Source organism: Bradyrhizobium sp. 23 (genome assembly GCF_023073295.1).
Classification (GTDB): Bacteria; Pseudomonadota; Alphaproteobacteria; order Rhizobiales; family Xanthobacteraceae; genus Bradyrhizobium; species Bradyrhizobium canariense_D.
In genome coordinates this window covers 172,877-188,452 of record NZ_JADPJF010000124.1, presented here as the reverse complement: position 1 = coordinate 188,452, position 15,576 = coordinate 172,877, and the positions used below count along the sequence as shown (strand labels likewise).

12 protein-coding genes and 1 tRNA gene are annotated in these 15,576 nt (G+C 61.9%); 7 read left to right on the top strand and 6 right to left on the bottom strand.

Features of this window, described 5'->3' with window-relative positions; all coding sequences use genetic code 11:
* Positions 1 to 104: 104 nt before the first annotated feature.
* Positions 105 to 5,309, bottom strand: a complete 5,205-nt coding sequence (locus IVB32_RS30155; protein WP_247371109.1) for an alpha-2-macroglobulin — start codon at positions 5,307 to 5,309, stop codon at positions 105 to 107.
* Between the two features lie 402 nt (positions 5,310 to 5,711).
* On the opposite strand from IVB32_RS30155, the gene IVB32_RS30150 reads away from it, so the two are divergent.
* From IVB32_RS30150 to IVB32_RS30145, 3 genes are all read left to right on the top strand, one after another.
* A tRNA-Arg gene (locus IVB32_RS30150) sits at positions 5,712 to 5,788 on the top strand.
* Between the two features lie 179 nt (positions 5,789 to 5,967).
* A complete protein-coding gene (locus tag IVB32_RS42840) occupies positions 5,968 to 6,090 on the top strand; it encodes a hypothetical protein (protein ID WP_256466601.1) in 123 nt (40 codons plus the stop codon).
* A gap of 727 nt (positions 6,091 to 6,817) precedes the next feature.
* Positions 6,818 to 7,318 carry a hypothetical protein gene (locus IVB32_RS30145; protein ID WP_247412271.1) on the top strand — a complete coding sequence of 167 codons (501 nt, stop codon included), beginning with the start codon at positions 6,818 to 6,820 and terminating at the stop codon, positions 7,316 to 7,318.
* Between the two features lie 400 nt (positions 7,319 to 7,718).
* Here the strand turns inward: IVB32_RS30145 and IVB32_RS30140 are convergent, their stop codons facing one another.
* Both IVB32_RS30140 and IVB32_RS30135 read right to left on the bottom strand, forming a co-directional pair.
* The gene (locus IVB32_RS30140; protein ID WP_247412268.1) at positions 7,719 to 8,450 is read right to left on the bottom strand and encodes a hypothetical protein; all 732 of its coding nucleotides are present in this window, start codon (positions 8,448 to 8,450) and stop codon (positions 7,719 to 7,721) included.
* Between the two features lie 373 nt (positions 8,451 to 8,823).
* Positions 8,824 to 9,150, bottom strand: coding sequence for a hypothetical protein (locus IVB32_RS30135; RefSeq protein WP_247412265.1), 327 nt, complete (start codon positions 9,148 to 9,150; stop codon positions 8,824 to 8,826).
* Positions 9,151 to 9,239: 89 nt separating this feature from the next.
* On the opposite strand from IVB32_RS30135, the gene IVB32_RS30130 reads away from it, so the two are divergent.
* Both IVB32_RS30130 and IVB32_RS30125 read left to right on the top strand, forming a co-directional pair.
* Complete coding sequence (locus IVB32_RS30130) at positions 9,240 to 9,566, top strand: hypothetical protein (protein ID WP_247412263.1); 327 nt, start codon at positions 9,240 to 9,242, stop codon at positions 9,564 to 9,566.
* A 14-nt stretch (positions 9,567 to 9,580) separates the two neighbouring features.
* A complete protein-coding gene (locus IVB32_RS30125; RefSeq protein ID WP_247412261.1) occupies positions 9,581 to 10,408 on the top strand; it encodes a hypothetical protein in 828 nt (275 codons plus the stop codon).
* On the opposite strand, the gene IVB32_RS30120 is transcribed toward IVB32_RS30125, so the two are convergent.
* On the bottom strand, positions 10,365 to 10,844 hold the full coding sequence (locus tag IVB32_RS30120; protein ID WP_247412260.1) for a DUF488 domain-containing protein: 480 nt from the start codon (positions 10,842 to 10,844) through the stop codon (positions 10,365 to 10,367). The genes IVB32_RS30125 and IVB32_RS30120 overlap by 44 nt on opposite strands.
* Positions 10,845 to 11,030: 186 nt before the next feature.
* On the opposite strand from IVB32_RS30120, the gene IVB32_RS30115 reads away from it, so the two are divergent.
* Positions 11,031 to 11,897 carry a hypothetical protein gene (locus IVB32_RS30115; protein ID WP_247412257.1) on the top strand — a complete coding sequence of 289 codons (867 nt, stop codon included), beginning with the start codon at positions 11,031 to 11,033 and terminating at the stop codon, positions 11,895 to 11,897.
* 340 nt (positions 11,898 to 12,237) lie between these two features.
* On the opposite strand, the gene IVB32_RS30110 is transcribed toward IVB32_RS30115, so the two are convergent.
* Positions 12,238 to 13,056, bottom strand: coding sequence for a hypothetical protein (locus IVB32_RS30110; RefSeq protein ID WP_247412256.1), 819 nt, complete (start codon positions 13,054 to 13,056; stop codon positions 12,238 to 12,240).
* Positions 13,057 to 13,066: 10 nt separating this feature from the next.
* Positions 13,067 to 15,052: a phage tail length tape measure family protein gene (locus IVB32_RS30105; RefSeq protein WP_247412253.1), complete on the bottom strand. Its 1,986-nt coding sequence runs from the start codon at positions 15,050 to 15,052 to the stop codon at positions 13,067 to 13,069.
* A gap of 198 nt (positions 15,053 to 15,250) precedes the next feature.
* Here IVB32_RS30105 and IVB32_RS30100 point away from each other — a divergent pair, with 198 nt between their 5' ends.
* Entirely contained in the window at positions 15,251 to 15,520 is a 270-nt protein-coding gene (locus tag IVB32_RS30100; RefSeq protein WP_247412251.1) for a hypothetical protein, read from the top strand.
* The last annotated feature ends 56 nt before the right edge of the window (positions 15,521 to 15,576 follow it).

Genomic DNA, 15,576 nt, shown 5'->3' with positions numbered 1-15,576 from the left:
CCCATCCACGTTCTTGCCTCTCGCACCAAAGTCCGTGGATGCCCGGGACAAGCCCGGGCATGACGGCGGAGCATGTGGCTCCTTGTCGCTCATCCCATCACCACTCACTTCGCCGCCCGCACCTCGACCGTGCCGGTGCCGGTGCGGCCGTAGCGCGAGGGATTGTACATGTCCTCGACATAGGCCTGCGGCAGCACGTATTTGCCCGGTGAGACCACACGCACGACGTAGGCCACCGTGAAGACCGCCTTCGAATCCGAGGCCCGATCGACGGCAGCCGTGAAGCGATCGTCGCGGAACTCGGTATCTTCGGGCTCTTCGCCATCCTCGATCCAGCCCAGCGTGCCGCTGTCGCCCGACGACACCAGTTTTGGATTGTCGATTTCCAGGCCGGCCGGCAGATAGTCGGACACCATGATGTGGCCGTATTCGGGCTTGGCCTCGGTGATCTTCAGCACCACGGCGAAGCGGTCGTTCTGCTTGACCTTGCTGATATCGGCGGGCTTGCCGTCGAGCGTGAAGAAACTGCGCTCGATCTTGAAGCCGTTCGATGCCGCGGGCTCAGGCGTCACCGGCGACCCCGACACCGAGACCACCGCCTGCACCGGCGCGTCTCCGGTGTTGGTGATCTTCAGCGGCTTGCCTTCCAGAGTGGCGGCCTTGTAGCTGCGGTACAGCGCGGTCTTGACCGGCTGGCCGTCCACCTCCATCGACAGATTCTCCTTGGCGAGCGCGCGCGCCGCCAGCACCAGCCACGCATTTTCCTGCGTGGAGGTGTAGGGCGTCAGCCCGCGCGCAGTCTCGACCCGCGACACCGCCTGCGTCAGCGTTGCCTTCGGCGCGTTGCCTTCACTGGCAAGCGACACCAGCGCTGCGGCATCGCGGAGCTGCGAGCCGTAGTCGGTGCGGCCGAACTCCAGCACCGGCTTTGGGGCGAGACTGTCGAGGGCTGCGCCATAGACCCGCTCCGCGCGGTTGCGGTCACCGACCAGCGCGAGCGCCGCGGCGAGCTGCGATTTCGCGATGGGAGTGGCGAGGTTGCTCAGCTTGGTGTCGGCGAGATAGCGGAGGTCGCCGATCGGCGCCGCGCCGTTGCGCGCCAGCACATAGAGGCCGTAGGCGAGATCGCGGCCGCCGTCCTTCTCCGGCTCGTTGCCGTTGACGACCGAGTTGCGGATGCGGTCGAGCGCGGTCTTGAACAGCACATCCGGTACCACAAAGCCCTTTTCGCGGGCGCGAGTCAGGAAGTCCGTCACATACGCGTCCAGCCAGGAATCGTCACCGCCTGCCGACCACAGCCCGAACGAGCCGTTCGAGCCCTGGCGGGCCAGCAGCCGCTCGATGGCGTCGCGGATGCGCTGGTCGACCTCGGTGTCCATGGCCAGGTGCGCACCGGCCGCGAGCTCGTTGACATAGAGCAACGGCATGGCGCGGCTGGTGATCTGCTCCGAGCAGCCATAGGGATAGCGGTCAAGTGCTTTGAGGATCGTCGCCGCATCGAGCGCAGTGGACAGGCTGGCCGAGACCGAGACGCTACCGGTGCCCGGCACGAGATCGGCGAACATATCCGAGGTCAACGTCAGGCTCTCACCCTTCGCCAGCGTCCGGATCGAGCGCCGCGCCAGCACTTGCGTCGCCGCCTTGACGTCGAGCGCATAATGGCGCGCCAGCGCCAGGCCATTCGGCCCCTTGATGTCGACGTCGAGTGTCGCCTGCCCCGCCGCCGTCGCGTCGATGGCGAGCGTGAACGAATTCCGCTGCTTGGCGGCAAGCTTGACCGTGGTCGCGGGATTGCCGGTCATTCTCACCGGCCCGCCGGTCTTCACGTTGATGACGTAATCGCCGGCCTGCCCCTCGACATTGTCGATCTCGAGATTGACCGTGCCGTGGTCGCCGTTGAGCAGGAAGCGCGGCAAGGTCGTGGTCAGCACGACAGGGTCGCGGATCACCACGTCCGTGTTGGCGCGACCGAGCTTGGTCGCGGTCCACGCCACCGCCATCACGCGCGCGGTGCCGGCGAACTCCGGAACGTCGAAGCTCACTTCGGCCGTGCCGTCGGCGGCAACGGTGACGATGCCCGAATAGAGCGCGAGCGGCTTTTGCGCGGGCGGCGAGCCCTGGAGCTCGGCGGCACCGGCGTCGCCGCCGGACTTGATCTGCCCGCGCGTGCCCGACATGCCGTCGATGAGTTGCCCATAGAGATCGCGGATCTCCGCGCTCAGGCGGCGCTGGCCGAGATAATAGTCGTCCGGCGCCGGCGGCTTGTAATTGGTGAGGTTGAGGATGCCGACGTCGACCGCGGCGATCACGATCTTGGCGTCCTCGCCCGGATTGAGCCCGTCGAGCTTGACGGGGATCTTCAGCAACCCATTCGGCCGGATCAGAGCCGGCGGCGTCAGCTTCACTTGCAACGTGCGGGTCTGCTTGTCGATGCCGAACCATTTGAGTCCGATCGCCCGGCCCGGCATGCGTTGCGCGGCCGCATCGAGCGGACGGCGCAGCGTTGCCACCACATAGGCGCCGGTGCCCCAGTCCTTGCCGACCGGGAGCTTCACCTGGGCGGTGCCTTCCTTGACGTCGATGGTCTGCGTCGTCAGCAGGCGATCGCCGAGCACGTTGACCGTCAGCTTGCCGGCGCTGCGGACGTTGACCGACACGATCATCGTGTCGCCCGAGGCGTATTGCGGCTTGTCGATCGAGGTCTCCAGGAGGTCCGGCGTGTCGGCGCTGCCGTCGGAATACCAGCCGACGTCGAACTGTACCGAGGTCACGGGCCCGTCGGCGTCGTTCGACTTCACGTCCAACCGGTAGCGGCCGGGCTGTGGGGTCATCGAAATCCGCGACGGCTTGTCCGCAGCGACGGTCACGTCGCCGTCAGAGACGCGCGAGGTCGATTTGACCGGCTCGTACTCCCAGTAATTGCTCTGGCGATACCATTGGTAGCGCGACTCCATCTTCAGGAGCTCGTAGCGCAGGCCGTCGCGGCGAAGCCTCTCACCCTCGGGCGAGACGAACACAACATCGAACTCGGCCTTGTCGCCCTCGGCGACGTTCTTGTCGCCGAATAGCGGCTTGATGCCGATCATCGCGGCAGCAGGCGCGACCGGCAGCACGATCTTGCGCTCGACGGCGCGGCCGCCGGCCTCGACCATGCGGACGAAGATCTGCGCCTCCTGCGGCCGCGTCGAGGCCGGCTGCTTGTCGAGCGTGACCGGGAAGGTCGCAACGCCGTTGGCGTCGGCTTCCGGCAGGTTCTCCAGCGGCGTGCGCTCGTTCGAGGTGGTCTCCTCGTCGGCGACGCCGAACTGGTAACCGGCGAAGCCCGGCCGCTCGGACGCGGGCGCGACCAGCATGTCGCCTTCGAGCGCTAGCCCCGAGGCCGGCGCGCCATAGAGGAAATGACCGTCCGCCTTAAGCTCCACTGGAGCGTTAGCTTTGATCAGCTTGTCCTTGGCAGACAAGTCGAATTCGATCCGATCGGGGACGTAGTCCTCGACCATGAAAGTGGTCTCGCCGACCGAAGAGCCCTTCGGATCGGTGAAGGCGCGCACCCGCCAGGTCCCGGTCGGGACGGCCGAGTTGAGCGGCACCGACAAGGTGCGCCCGCCCGCGCCCTGGTCGGACAGCACGGCGCGGCGGAATTCGACGCCATCAGGACGCTCGATCACCAGGGTCATCGGCCCGCCGGTGACGGCGTTGCCCTGCCCGTCGCGCAACAGCGCGGTGAGATAGACGGTCTCGCTGGAGCGGTAGACGCCGCGCTCGGCATAGACGAAAGCGTCGGCGCCCGCAGGCACGGCCCTGCCCGAAACGCCGCGGTCCGACAGGTCGAAGGCGGAGGACTTGAGGCTGAGGAAGGCATAGTCGGCCTTCTCGCCGGTCACGGTGAGCATCGCCGGCGACAGGCCGCCATCGCCACGCGCAAGCCCCGCCTCGAACAGCACATGGCCGCTCTCATCGGTCTTGCGGGTGGCCAGGATCTCGTTGTTGCGCGCGACCAGCCGCACCTCGGCTTTGCCGACCGGATCGGTCGAGGCCAGCGAATTCACGAAGACATGGATGCCGTCATTGCCGGAATAGGCCGTGACGCCGAAATCGGAGACGATGAACCATTGGGTGGCGAGCTGATAGTCGTCGTCCGAGCCCGGCCCCTTGGCCGCGGCCGTCATCACATAGACGCCGGGCTGGAGTTCACCAAGCGCCTGGTCGACCGGGAATGCCGTGGTGACGTCCTGGTTGAGCGTCATCGCGGTGGCAACCTCGCCGGTCCAGACTTTCACGCCGCGCTCGCCGCCGAGATCGCTGAGCTGGTATTTCGACAGGGTCTTCTGGAAATCGCTGTCGACCACCGTGTTGATCAAATTGCGGTCGCCGATCCGGAACACGTTGATGTTGACGGCTGGCGTGTTGACGCTGACGACGGGAATGCCGCGCTGGCCCGTCCTCGGCAGCACATAGGCGCGGCTGGTGAAGCGCACGAAGGGCTTGCGGTCGCGCACATAGACGTTGAACTCGGCCGATTTCGGAAGGCCTTCCTTCACGCTGGACGGCAGGCCGGCGCGCAAATTGATGTTGTAGCGCTCGCCATGCTTCAGCCCGTCGACGCAGAGCTGCTTGGCCTCGGCCGACAGGGCCGGCTTGTCCTGGCCGGCCAGCGCGAGGTACGGCGCGAAATCGGTGCGTTTTGCCAACTCCTCCGAGAACTGGAAGCAGGCGCGCGGACTGGCGGAGTCCGAGTCCACGGTGTAGTCGAGCAGCCGAAAACCGTGCTCGTCGCGCATCTTCTCATATTGGCCGCGGACGTCGGCGACCTCGCGCATGTCGAGCGACAGCCGCAGAGCATCCAGCGCCGGCCGCCACAGCTTGCGTTCGGAAAGAGACTTGCCGAGCACCGCGAGCGCGTCGGCCTCCTCGCCCGCATTCCCGGCGCGCTGGTAGGCGATGTAGGCGGCGGTCGAGGCGCGCTCCAGCAGGAACGTCTGCTCGCTCGAGCTCTTCGGCGATATCTGGAAGATGACCTTTGCCAGCCGCAACCAGTTGCCGGCGTCCTCCGGCGTGGTCGCCGCGATCTGGCCGAGCACCGACAGGCCGGTGCGATAGTCGTTGCGCCGGAAGGCAGCATCGGCGTCGGTGCGCAAGCTCGCGCCGGTCTTGGCGACCGGCCCCGCCTCGCCCTTGATCTGCGCCTCCAGCTTGATCGCGGAATCGGCGAGGTCGTCCCGCTTGAAGGCTTTGTCGGCGGCCTGCGCGACGCTAAGGCCGAACGCCAGCGTGGCGCAGAGTGTGACGGCGCGAACAAGACCGATCATGGATGGACTCCCGGAAATCGCGGACGAACGCCGCTTGTCGCATGAAATGCGCGGAAAGGTGACGGACTCAAGGCGATGGAACCAAAGGTGCAAACCGTCGCATTCGCCATGACAAGGCACGCCCAGAGGAGACCGATCAAGCTACCGCCGCGCGCGCCGTCCTGATGGCGCAGCAATATCCGACCAGTCGTCCGGCGGCCGTGTCCCGGAAGCTGATCAGCATTCCCGGCGATGTGATCCATCGTCCAGTCTGCTGCCGCTCAACCCGGCACCCTGACACCCCACCGTTCCGCTTTGTCGCGGCTTCGACGAAAACGGTTCGGTTCAGGCTTGGCGAAAGACGATATTTTTCATAATGGCATGGTAGATGAACAGCGGCCCCCAACCAGGGCGGCTCAAGACGGTCCCGTAGCTCAACTGGATAGAGCATCAGATTTCTACTCTGAGGGTTGCAGGTTCGATTCCTGCCGGGATCGCCAGTTTTTGAGCCCTTAAATCAATAGCTTGGAGCCGTTGCAGCTTCGTTCTGCTGGCAAAATGGTGTTGCGCGGCGCTTCCTTCCACTTCCAAGAATTTCAGCGAGTTACGACCACCTACGCCGTGCTCCGCGCAACACAGGCGCAACACGCCCATTCGCCTTCCGTTCACATCAAGGGGGATGGCGATGATCGCGATTTGGATCATCGCTGGGGCGCTGCTGACGATCGCCCTCGCCTTCGTCGGCGTTATCGCGCTGATCGCCAGCGTGAACAGTTTCGGCGACTCCGGCGCCCTCGACTGACGCCGCGAACAACCGATTCATAGAAATCGCCGGATCAGGCCCGGCCCCGGGTGTCAACCACGCTGAACAAAATGCGTTCAAGCCGTCCACCGATCATGAAATCGGTGGATTGCGGAGAGGATTTTGGAGAAGCCGAATCCCAACGGAACTATGTTGGTCGGGCCTCAAGAGCAGAAAGGCCGGAGATCTGACCTCCGGCCCTTCCAACCTCTCGAGTGCTGGCGCGCCCAGAGGGCGACCGCGGATTTCTCTGCGGTCGCCCTCATTCTTTGCACGACCCGACGAACCAGACAAATGGTTCCGATAATCTGAAATGTACACTGTGGAAACATGCCAGAATCTGTTTGCCAGGCGGGGACCGGTCTTGAAATACGCCCGCTGGCATCCACGTTGATATCCACCAGTTTTGTTCGCTTGATCTAATTGGGTCTTTTTGCCGCCGTAATCCCGGTGAGTCTGGTTCCAGCGAAGTTGTTTGCGGCAGTTTGGGTCCAAAATTGGGTCCGAGAGCGCCGCCAATCCCGGGGATTTCAGCTATGACTATTAGGAAAGTTGTTATCAGCAGCACCGACCGCGTCATTGGCGATTCTGCCACCTTAGCTCACGTGGAAAAACACCTTACCACGCGACATTTGGAGCGCGCGGTCGCACCACAGCCAGCAGCGCCGAGCCAAGCTGAACAGCCCGCTACCGGGTCCGGACAAGCTGCCCCGGCGAAAACGGGAAAATGAGTGATCTCTGGCCCTCTTCGGAGAGTGTCCAGTATTGGTCTTCAGTTTGCACGATAGTCGGGCTTCCGCTTGCCGGTTTGGCCGTATTTTTGGCCCTTCGCCAACTTTCACTAGGCCAGCGGGCGGGGTCGGCGGCTGCGTTAGTGACGTTGCATGAAGCAATCCGCAAATGCTGGCTAGATTTCATCAGTGCTGCCGAGGACAAAAGGGAATTCGCAGCAGCTGAGCTGTTCAATGCGATCGAGGTCGCTTGTGCAGCTGTGTGCGACGGCATTTTTTACGGCGAGACTTGTCGCTTGCTCGACGCTTACCTGATTCAATCAATCAGCTTGATCGAGCGGGATGATGACCTCCGGAGGTTCATCGTTGGTCACCTGCAAGACCGTGAAACCTTCAAGAACATCCGGATGTTCATCCGGCGGCACCGACAAAAGTTCAGATGGCTGAGGGAGTCCGCATGCCTTGATAGGCCCGCCGGCGAACCGGTGGGACCGTGACCAGGCTTCCGTAACCTCATGACCACGCGAAAGGCCGAGAATCTGCTCCGCGGCGATCGAACACCTGCCTACGTGAGCCGAGAGACAGGCGCGGCTGAATTGCAGATTTCGCCGGATACTTGGGACCAATGGGTGAAGGAAGGACGTCTGCCGCCGCCATGCGCCGGTTTCCCGGCCAGCACCCCTCGATGGCGCTGGCCGGACGTGGACCGCAGGCTCTCCGGTCGCAACGCTGAGGCACCGGCGGACGACGCCGACGCCTTCGTGAGAGGGGTTGCCTACTATGCCCAGAAGAAGGGGCGCCGGCGTAGCCGGGTCTCCCTTGTTGACGATTAACAAAATGCCCGCCGGCGAACCGGCGGCGTCCCCTTTCATTGGCACAAAATCAGTCCGCTAGCTCTCACGCCGCTGCCAACGATTCCTTGGACAGAGCGCGGATGATCGAGGTAATCATCCGATTTTCTTGTGTCGAGTCCGGGTCCTCTTCGATCTCGCCGGACCATTGACCCCAGACCAAGGCCGTGGCCAGAGCTTGGAGGCCATGCAGCGTCGCTGGCTTGAGTTTGAGCATGCGGTCGCACAATGCGGACTGCTCGTCATAGAGCGCCTGTAAGGCTGCGTCCGCGGCCTTGAGCCCACTTTGCTCCATGGCGGCATCGAACCGGGATCGGTAATCGTCCAGCGCAGCAATGAGCTCGGCTGCCCTTCGTTGCCGCCCTTCGTCCGGATTTTCGACAAACACATGCGTGTTCCGCCCGCGGAGCTCGTCGATCGAGTCCTCGGAGCAGTAGTTCGAGTAGACTGCCCGGCTAACGAGATCGGCATCGACCGGCCGCCACCTCAGCACCTCCGGCTTTTCAGGCTTGATGTCCTGGAAGCGGTCGTCAGCTTCGCTGATCGGCCTCATGGCGTCGATTGCAGCTGATTGCAGCTGCTTAACGCGTTCGGCGAGCGCGACGAGCTCGGCGTCGGGCTCAGGGCCAGAGAGGAGCCGTTCGATTTGCTCCGTGGCCTCATTGCGAGCCTTCCTAAGCGTCGCAATGGCGTCCTGGACCTCTCCCGGAAAGCTCGTCAGGACGAATCCAGGAAGGCGTTCAAGGAGCTCAGGGGTGGGATTGCTGAAGTAGTTCATGGGGTTGTTCTCAAGGTTGGGCTTCTAAGGGCCGCTTGCCGTGACGGACGGCAAAGCCGGGGTCTTAGAACGAGCCTTGAGGACTCGCGGCGTAGCCTTTGGGGTTTCCCCTTGGACATCAGCCGCAGGCTTGGCGGCCCGCGGCATTGCTACGCCACCCCGGCCGTGATACGTCACAGCCAGGTCAGCGCACCCGCCAAGGTGCAGCCATTTGCGCTAGGAGCCCGCCAAGGCTCGTCGCGCGCGACGCCACCGCCGCCAAGCGGTGATTTATCGCTCTCAAGGTCCGGGTTCTAAGGCCCACGGATACTTCCATCACTGATTTGGTTAAAAATCCATCCCCTTTCGGGGGCGCTTTCGCGCGCGCGCCACGTCAGTCTTTGCGGCGGCGGTTCTGGCGGCCCTCGGCGCGTTGCCGGTGCGCGATCGCGAAACGCTCCCCCATGCTGAGCTGCGGCTCTGCGGGCGGCGATGGTGCCTCCGCTAGCGCATGCCGCTTCGCCCGCCAGCGGTCGATCTCGTCTAGGTCGAACATCCCGGTGTCCGGATCTGGTTTCGGGAAGCCACGGGCGTACAGCTTGGGCAGCACCTCGTTGAACTCCGCCAGGCTGAGGTGCAGCCGGCGAGCGGCCTTCTCGGCCGGAACGTCGCCGGGGTCGACGCGAAAGCGGATGTCAGCCGGCTTTGGACCCTTAGTCATTTGCGGGCACTGGTCCTCAAATTGGTGGGTCACCGCTGCCTGTGCGTAACAAGGATAACTTCGACAATGCGTTCGCCTTATGCGAGTGGATGGGCATCCTGATCGCATCACGCGAATCAGGAGGGTTGTCGATGGGCGTCTATTTGGTGACTTGGGATTTGAATAAACAGAAGTCGAACTACAGCCAAGCTCGACAAAATCTCATCGACCACATGTCGCGCTACCCCCATGTAAAAGACCAGGGCCTAGACTCGGTTTGGTTTATCCAATCTGCATCGACGGCCGACACCTTGGATTCAGACATCCGGCAGCACATGGATACCGACGACAGGTTGATGGTCACAAAGCTGGTGAACGGACAGCATCAGGGCTGGCTATCGCAGAACACGTGGGACTGGATCAACCCTCGCCTTTGAGCGGGGCCGCTCAAATGGCTTCGTTCGAATGCGACATCCTAATCCTTTGCAAGACATATCCGTCTCCCAGCGGAAAGCACGTCGAAACCTCTTGCGTAGCCGGCATGCGCCCGGACGGGTCGCTGATCCGGCTTTTTCCCGTGCCGTTTCGGCTTATCCACGGATCTCAGCAGTTCAGAAAGTGGCAGTGGATTCGCGCGCGCATCGAGCGAGCTCCAGCGGACAAGCGGCCCGAGAGCCACAAGCTGTTCGTTGACACCGTCAAGTTTCTCGGCGACCCGCTGCCGACAACCAAAAAATGGGAGAAGCGACGGGTCGAGATTGAGAAACTCGATTTCTTTGCTGATTTTGGGCAACTGGAGCAGAGCCGGGTTGCCACTGGCACAACCTTGGGGTTGGTTCGACCTCAAACGATTCGGTCGCTCGAGCTCACTCCTGTTGCCAATCCCGAGTGGTCGGATGCGGAGAGGGCGAAACTCCTGCAGAGCCAGCGACAGGGCGGACTCTTCGATGCTACCGACGCAAAGGCGCTGACGACGCTCAAGAAGCTACCGTTCGATTTCCACTATCGATATGTCTGCAAAGTCGACGGGGTCTCTCGCGAGTACCGCCACAAGATCGCAGATTGGGAAGCCGGCGCGCTGTACTGGAACTGCTTCTATCACCACGGCAACAAATGGGAGGAGCCGTTCCGCGCAAAGCTTGAGGCTGAATTACCGGCGGCCGATCTGATGCTCCTGATGGGGACCATTCATCGCTTCCCCGATCAATGGCTCATCGTCAGCCTGATTTATCCGCCTAAGCTGCCGAGCGAACTGCCGCTGCAGGGGTCGCTGTTCTAATAGAGAGATGCACGACGTGAAGTCCGCCGACGGCGGCCGCGGCATCAGCCACAAACTTCCGGTGACATCTCTCATGGTCTTCCTCGAAGCACACCAGGCACGTTGAGGCGCTCTTCGCGATCGCTGCGATTTGGGCAACGTCGTCAGTGCGGCCCTTCAGGTACTTCTTGAAACCCGCGGTGTAGGCCGCCCAATCGCCGTCAGCCTTGTAGCGATCCCTCACCGGCTTTGGGCATCCGACACCAATCGAATGCACGTACTGGATCCCAGCTTCCTCCAGATAAACAGCGAACGATTTCTTCGAGAACCCGTGCTTACGAGAGAGTGGGTTGGCGCGGACGTCGACGACAACCTCGGTCCCAGCCCGCTTCAGACGCTCAATGAACGCCTGAATCGTCAGTCCCTCGTAGCCGAATGTTTGAAGCTGTCTTGCCATAGCACTCTCATTTGCTGCAGGGCCGCCAGATTCTCAAGCAAATCATTACATTTCGTTACCCCGCGGGGGGCATCTAATCGGCGGGCCTTCTGTGGCGGCTCGGTCCAATTCCGCTTGATATATCTTACAAGTTGAGGAAGGCTCAAACACCAGGAGCGCCTCCCAACCCAATGGGCAATAGTGGCAATGAGTGAAGGTGACACACAAGAGTCGGCAAGTAAGGACGCAAAGCCGGAACACATGGCTTTCGCCGACTTTCTCGAAAGCGTGCCGCCGTCCCAAAACAAATTAATCGCAGATCTCCTTGTTTCGGATAGTCAACATTACCGGCTGCATGGCCCCCAGCTGACACTTCACTGCACAAGTGAAATGTGCAACGGGCCGCGCGCGTATCGAATGGTCGGCGATGGTCCCTACGTAACATCCAGAGAACCTGTCAAAAATCTCTTCGTGACCTACCTTTGCTCGAATTGCCGACGGAATCAAAAACTCTATTCGCTAAACGTCAGGATGGTAGATGATGGCCCAGGTGGCTCGGCCTATAAATTCGGCGAGCTTCCAGCTTTCGGGCCAAACACTCCGACGCGATTGCTGAAACTTCTTGGCGATCAACGAGAACATTTCCTGAAGGGTCGGCGTTGCGAGAATCAGGGTCTGGGCATAGGAGCCTTCGGCTACTATCGACGCGTTGTAGAGCATCAGAAAGGACGAATCATAGAAGAGATCGTCAAGGTCTCCGAGAAACTTGGAGCGACCGAAGAGACGTTGAGTCGGCTAGCTGAAGCCAAAGCGGAGACGCAATTCTCAAAATCTGTCGCGATGATCAAGGATGGCATTCCGCAAGCATTGCTGATGAATGGTCACAATCCACTGACGCTTCTGCACAATGCTCTTAGCGCAGGACTGCACGAGCAGACAGACGGAGTCTGTCTCGAGCTTGCGCAGTCCGTCCGCGTTGTTCTTGTCGACCTCTCGGAGCGCCTGAGCCAGGCGCTAAAAGACGAGGCTGAACTCAATTTGGCCGTCTCGAGGTTACTCAAGGCGAGGCCCTAGGCGTTGCCTGACGCCAGCACTGCCACGACGCACTAGCGCGATCATCCCATCTTGTTACCAACAGCGTCTTCCGGCCACCGATGAATGATGCGCGTCGCGATCGACTCGCGCGTGACCGTGGTCAGCTGAGCGAAGCCACCAACCCAACAGGCAACACGGCCAGCGGCATAGACCGGGCATGACGACGTGCAGCACCGGCGGGCGGGCCTGGCCGGGGTGTGACCTTTCGCGAGGCTGACTCACGGCTGAAGGCACAGCGCGACTGCGGCGGCGACAGTGACGGCAATGAGACCAAGCGGAACACCCCAACACACGAGGCGTGCTTGTTTCTGGCTGAGCTTCATCGTGCTGCCTTTCGGTCTTTGCGCTCCAGCATCTGCCGGCGAAGCCGCGACATGCCTTCCGGCGGAGCCGGCGCGAGCGCGGCGCGCCAAGCCCGCCAGTCGGCGATCTCGACTGGTTGTATCGTTTCTCCGAGCCGATCCTCTTCCCAGCGATGAACGACTTTTTGGTATACACCGTTGGCGGTGATCGAGCTCAGCAGCGCAAGACCACCGATCTTGTGCGCTTCAGCGCAGCCAGGCCGCGTCGCGAATTTCCGGCGGCGCTGAGCCTCGAGCATATGGAGAAGGTCAATCTCGGGATCCGCAACCTCACCAATATCTTCGTCGAACTGATAATGAGGGAAGCCGATTTCATTGAGCGGACGAAATGGCGGCGGATTGATCGTCGAAAAATCCGTACGCTGGAGTTGAAAGGCCTTCACGCCCAGGCCGGTATCATCGTTGAATTCCGCCCGGTGGCGCGCATCCCGTTGCTGGATATATGCTTCGCTCTCGGGCTCGCTCATTCTCATCGTATACGCGGCCGGCCCCTGGTCGCGACGTGACCATCCGATGATGGTAATCGTAACATCGGTAATTGTGCCGACCCCCACCTCCAGCAGCGCTGCGTAGATCCCGGCGGCGGCGGGCTCGATACCCTCGATCATATCGTCGAACGACGTAAACCGGCCCTCAAGCTGCATGGCAAAAAGGTGTCCGGCCATCCCGACGCCGAGTGTGGAAATCGCGGCGTGCAGCGTTGGCAGTGCGAACGCTTTTTGCGAGATCGACTGAATCACGCCGTCGACGTCGTAGCCAGCGCCGTCCACCATCATGTGAACTGCCTTAAGCCGCTTCTGAAACAGCACGTTGCATGCGCTCACTGGTCTGCTCCTTCGCGGGCTTTGCCGCCTTTGGTCCTAACACCGCATTCATTTTCATCGGAGAAGCGTCGTTCGATTTCAGCGCTTCGCTGACATCCGGATAGATCGCTTTCAACTGCTGCGCGATCTGGACGTCTTCTGATGACAGCAGCGCGGTCGCCGATCCAAACTTGATGTCTGAATGAATCCGGGCCAACTCTGCGGCCTGTGCCGCTTGCCCAAGGGCCGCAGCTTGCGCCTTGATTGCTGCAACATCTTGCGAGGTGAGAACCTGCTTGTTTCGTAGGGCCTCCGCCAGCCTGGTCTGAGTGGCCGTATATTCCGCCGCGGCGCCGGCGCTCATTCCGAGAGACTCGGCCTGAATGCGTGTTGCGTCAGCCTGGGCCTTCATCGCTGTGATGCCCAGGGCATTCTCGCGAGCCAACGCCTTGAGAGCCTTGGCTTCGCTGGCCGTGACGGTGACGTGGTTGAGCCGGGCCGCGGTGATCTCGTTCTCTTTCTGGCGCACAATGTCGGAGATCGAGGCCATGCCGCCTAGGATTCCGATGCGCTGCTGCTCGAGGCTGATCTGCTGTTTTAGCACCGCGGGATCGACGCCATTTCCGGCAGACGGCGTCTTGATGCCGACAGCGTCATAGAACGAACCGGCTTGGGAATTTGTGAGGACGTTACCGGCCGCAGGTCCCGAACGCAGGAGGTTACCCTTTACGTCGACGCCGGCGGCCATCGCGGCGCGTCGAGCCCAACTCATCGCGCGATCGTTGAGTCCGTCGAAGAAGCCATAGAGGGCAAGAAAGTCAGAAGTGAACTCGGTTTTGAAGTCCTTCCAACCCTTGTTCCAGGCCTCGTCAAAGGCGCGGGCCTTCGCGACCATGGCTTCTTCGGCCACACTTCCGAACCGCGCCGCGTCGTCGATCGCCCCTTGTATTCCGGCGCGACCCTGCTTCATGAGCTGCAGAAATTGGTAGGTCGCCGGCAGGCCGGCCTGCTGCAAAACGTTAAGCCGCGCCTGATCGTTCGGCAGGTTCTTCACGATCTCAGCGACAGAGCCCAATGTCTGCTCGAAAGAGCTTGCCTTCATATCGTTGGCGACGAGCACGTCCCCGAGCCCGCCCATGTTGTTCCTGGCCGCGTAGACATCGCCAGAGAACGCCTTCATGGCATCGAAGAGGTCGTTTGAGCCGATCCCCTTGATGGCGGCTGCTTGGTCAAGTCCTTTCAGCTGCGCCATGGTGATGCCGGCTTGTCGCGCCGTCTCATCCATGGCGAGTGCTGTCTTCTTCCAACTTTCGTAGACCAGGACACCGCCCGCTGCTACCGCGGCCGCAGAGGCTCCGGCTAGCCGCATCGGCGTGATCCAGGACGTGATTTTGGCACCGATGGATCCGAATGAGCCGCGGATGCCGCCTTCGCCAGCCTGGAGGATCTGAAATAGCTGCCCGCCCTGCTGCGCCGCGATTGTGAAAGGCGATTGCCCGCTGGCGAGGCCGGTGACGACGTCGTTGATTTGGAAGCCGAGATTCTGCATCTGATAGCCGGCGAGGCCTGTTGCCGTAGCCGAGCTTTTCGCCGCCACAACTTGTTCCGCGAAGGCCTGCTTTGTCCGCGCGATCGCGACGGTGCGCTCGTTCTCGGTGAGCGCCGTCCTAGCCTCGAGCGAGTTCAGTTCCTGCAGGGTCGACAGATAGTCCCGTTGGATGGAAAACAGGGGCGAATATTTCGCGCGTAGATCATCGAGGGAAGAGCCTAGCGCGGCGATGTCCGCTGCGCGCGAAGCGCTGTTGTCGGGTAGATCGATTCCGAACGATGAGTTGATGTTTCGCTGGAACGATTGGGCCCGCAACTGGCCCTGCAGGCGCTGCGCGTTTTCTGCGGCCGCGGCCATTTTCGAATTTACCGCGTCGATCGCGGGTGCGATGCTGACGAAGCCTCGCTCAGCCAGCGCCACCGCATCCGCGGTAAGTCCAAACTTTCTGGATGCCGCATCGATCAGGACCTCGGCTCGATCGAGCCCCATCCCTCGATCGACGGCGCTGCCGATCCTCCGAACCATCGCCTCGAATTGCGCGCCGGCTCCGTAGCCCTCGAGCAAGGCCTTGCTGACGGAGGCCATGCCTCCCGGGATCTTGGCGAGGGCGGCATCTGCTTGAGCCAGCGAAGCGTTGCGAGCCTTGTCGCTCGCTATCATCTGCTGATCGGCGGCCACTTTGGCATTTGCAGCTTTGACGTAGCCGCTGCTGTCACCGTCCGTGACGACTCGCAGCGAGGACAGCGCTACTGCCATCAGCCTTCCTCCGATATTCGTCGCAGAGCGCAGGCCTGCACCTGGCTGTTGCCGGCGATCATCAAATCAAACGACAGCCGGTCACCGACCGATGGCGAATTCATTCCCGATCTCGCGATCTGCTTCGAGTGAAGGAACACGTCTGCACCACCATCGTCGCGAGTGATGAAGCCGTAGCCGCGGGCGCG